The organism is Candidatus Symbiopectobacterium sp. (assembly GCF_020054415.1).
Classification (GTDB): Bacteria; Pseudomonadota; Gammaproteobacteria; order Enterobacterales; family Enterobacteriaceae; genus Symbiopectobacterium.
In genome coordinates this window covers 1-2619 of sequence record NZ_JAHWCO010000516.1, presented here as the reverse complement: position 1 = coordinate 2619, position 2619 = coordinate 1, and the positions used below count along the sequence as shown (strand labels likewise).

At 52.2% G+C, this 2619-nt stretch carries 1 protein-coding gene and 3 pseudogenes; 1 reads left to right on the top strand and 3 read right to left on the bottom strand.

Features of this window, described 5'->3' with window-relative positions; all coding sequences use genetic code 11:
* Window positions 1-688: pseudogene (locus tag QZ506_RS14985) on the bottom strand (transposase); the annotation flags it as partial.
* Between the two features lie 184 nt (window positions 689-872).
* On the bottom strand, window positions 873-1916 hold the full coding sequence (gene pyrC, locus QZ506_RS14980; protein ID WP_291972112.1) for a dihydroorotase: 1044 nt from the start codon (window positions 1914-1916) through the stop codon (window positions 873-875).
* A 249-nt stretch (window positions 1917-2165) separates the two neighbouring features.
* On the opposite strand from pyrC, the pseudogene QZ506_RS14975 reads away from it, so the two are divergent.
* Window positions 2166-2405 (top strand): annotated as a pseudogene (locus tag QZ506_RS14975) (putative quinol monooxygenase).
* Window positions 2406-2535: 130 nt separating this feature from the next.
* On the opposite strand, the pseudogene QZ506_RS14970 reads toward QZ506_RS14975, so the two are convergent.
* A pseudogene (locus QZ506_RS14970) lies at window positions 2536-2619 on the bottom strand (lipoprotein); the annotation flags it as partial.

Below are 2619 nucleotides of genomic sequence, written 5' to 3'. Positions count from 1 at the left end.
CGTTAGGCAGATGGAGCCGCGCTGCGCTTATACAGGCTGGATTCATGTCCATCGACAAGGTGTTAATGGATTCGACCTGGCGGTCACCCAGACTCCGGAGATAGCCAGCAAGACTTTCAACACCGCGATCATCTTTGAGTTTCAGTGCCTGTCCCTGAGTATCAGAGATAACGGTGACGTACTGATGCCCCTTTTTGAAAGCGACCTCGTCAACACAGAGATGACGCGCGGCCTGTGGTGTTTTTCGACGCGCCAGTCCACGCTTAACCGCCCGTTGCATAATGTTATCTACAGCATTCCAGCTCAGCCTCAGCTGTTTCCTGACGACATCCACGGTGCTGATTTTCAGCCATGAGATAACGAATGACTCGAACAACAGCGTATACCGGCTACCGGGGCTAGCCCATGAAACAGGCTGCTTCTGGCAGCCATGCTCCGGGCACATAATGCGGGGTACATCAGCTTCGACTATTGTCGAGAACTGGCAGGTATCGAGATGACGCCATTTACGATGTCGGTGATCGTGAATAGGACAGTGTTTACCGCAGGTTGGACAGGTTAACTGAGTGTTTTCAACGATACCGACTGTAACGGTAACAGAACCGGCATTCTCATCGAGAGAAAGAGACTTTACCTGCTACGGAATAGACAGGTTGAGGATATGAGCGTAGAGAGACTTTTCTTCCATGGTGGTGACCTCTGCAATTTAATACGCCATTATCATGCCTTCAGCCACAACAACAAGGGAAGACCCTTATTTATACAGTCAAAGATCAGGGAGAACAATAGGGCTGATACAAATATGTGGTGGTGAAATGCAAAGGCCGTTAAAAGCCTGTGCGCTGCGAATACGCAGCACACGGGCGGTGAGATTAACGTACTTGCCAGTCCAAGGTTTGACCGGCAAGGAAGGGCACCAGCGCGTCATCAGCTAAGGCGATGCTTTCTGGGAAGGTTGTGGAAGCCTTATGCAGTTCAATCCAGCCCTCATTGATCGGTAAACCATAAAATGCGGGTCCATTGAGCGAGCAGAACGCTTCTAACTTATCCAGCGCGCCGATCTCTTCAAACACGGTGGCATAGGCACAAAGCGCGGCCTGCGCGTTGAATACCCCGGTACAGCCACAACTTGCTTCTTTCTTGTGGCGCGCATGAGGCGCTGAATCCGTACCGAGAAAGAAACGGTCGGAACCACTGGCGACCGCATCGCGCAGTGCCTGTTGGTGAATATTGCGTTTCAGAATCGGCAGGCAATACAAGTGAGGCCGCACACCGCCCACCAGCATGTGGTTGCGGTTAAACATCAGGTGTTGCGGCGTTACGGTAGCGCCCAGATAGCGATCGCCGTCCAACACGTATTGTGCGGCTTCGCGGGTTGTTATGTGTTCAAACACGATTTTCAGTGTAGGGAAGCGTTTGCGCAGCGGCTCCATGACTGATTCGATAAAACGGGCTTCGCGGTCGAAAATATCGATCGCTGGATCGGTCACTTCGCCGTGAATCAGCAGCGGCATGCCGATGTCTGCCATTTGCTCAAGGATAGGGTAGATAGTGGCAACATCGGTAACACCAAAACTGGAGTTGGTGGTCGCGTTTGCTGGATAGAGCTTGGCGGCGGTAAATATCCCTTGTTGGAAGCCTGCCACGACCTCTTCCGCGTCTAGCGAGTCTGTCAGATAGCATGTCATCAACGGTTGAAAATCGTCACCTGCCGGGATCGCGGCGAGAATGCGTTCGCGATAGGCAAGCGCACTGGCGATGCTGGTGATCGGCGGTGTCAGGTTGGGCATTACAATCGCGCGGCCAAAATGACGACTGGTAAACGGTAACACGGTTGCGAGTACGTCATCGTCGCGCAGGTGAAGATGCCAGTCATCAGGACGGCGAATTTTTAATACGGTAGACAGTGTTGTCATGAAAAGCGCTCCAGCGGGCTAAATGCTAAATGTGACGAGCAGATACGGCGGAACACAAGCATAAGCGCAAAGTGCTGGGGATGCACCCGTTTGTTGCTGGCGAAACCTTATTCGAAGTGAGTGGCGTTCTGTGCTAACCACGGTGGTACAGGGTACACGGTGGGGAAAGAGTAGCGTATGGTAAGTCCCATCGCTAATTTCTCAGTCTGGCCATTCAAGGCCCGTTGGGATACCTAACAGGAGCAACGTATGGAATTGCGTATTGCCGCCAGTATTCAGGCTAAACCATAACACGTTGATGCCGTCGCACAAGCGGTGAAAAAAGTGGTGGCCCCCAGTCGTGCCGAAACGGGAAACCTGCAATACGATCTGCACGAATCACTGGAAGCGCCGGATACGTTCGTCTTTTTTGAGCGCTGGGCAAGTCGTGAGGCCTTGACGGAGCACGAAGCAACCCCGCACTTTCAGCAACTGGTGACCGAGTTGTAAGGCAAAACGCTGGGTATGGTAATAACCCCGCTGCGTGCGCTGATGTAAGCTGCGATGTTTTCAATAAAGATATGGCTTTGTTGAATAAATCAGAACCTGTAAAATGACTGCGCCCCATACGGGTCGATTGTTACGTGATGCGAATACTGTTCGGCATTCCTAATAGCGTGATCCGGTTAAGCGCTTTGACCATGGCCATGGCTTCACCCACCTG

Bases quoted from the DNA above. Each gene is read 5' to 3' on its own strand.
- pyrC (WP_291972112.1), bottom strand. From the start codon at position 1,916: ATGACAACACTGTCTACCGTATTAAAAATTCGCCGTCCTGATGACTGG.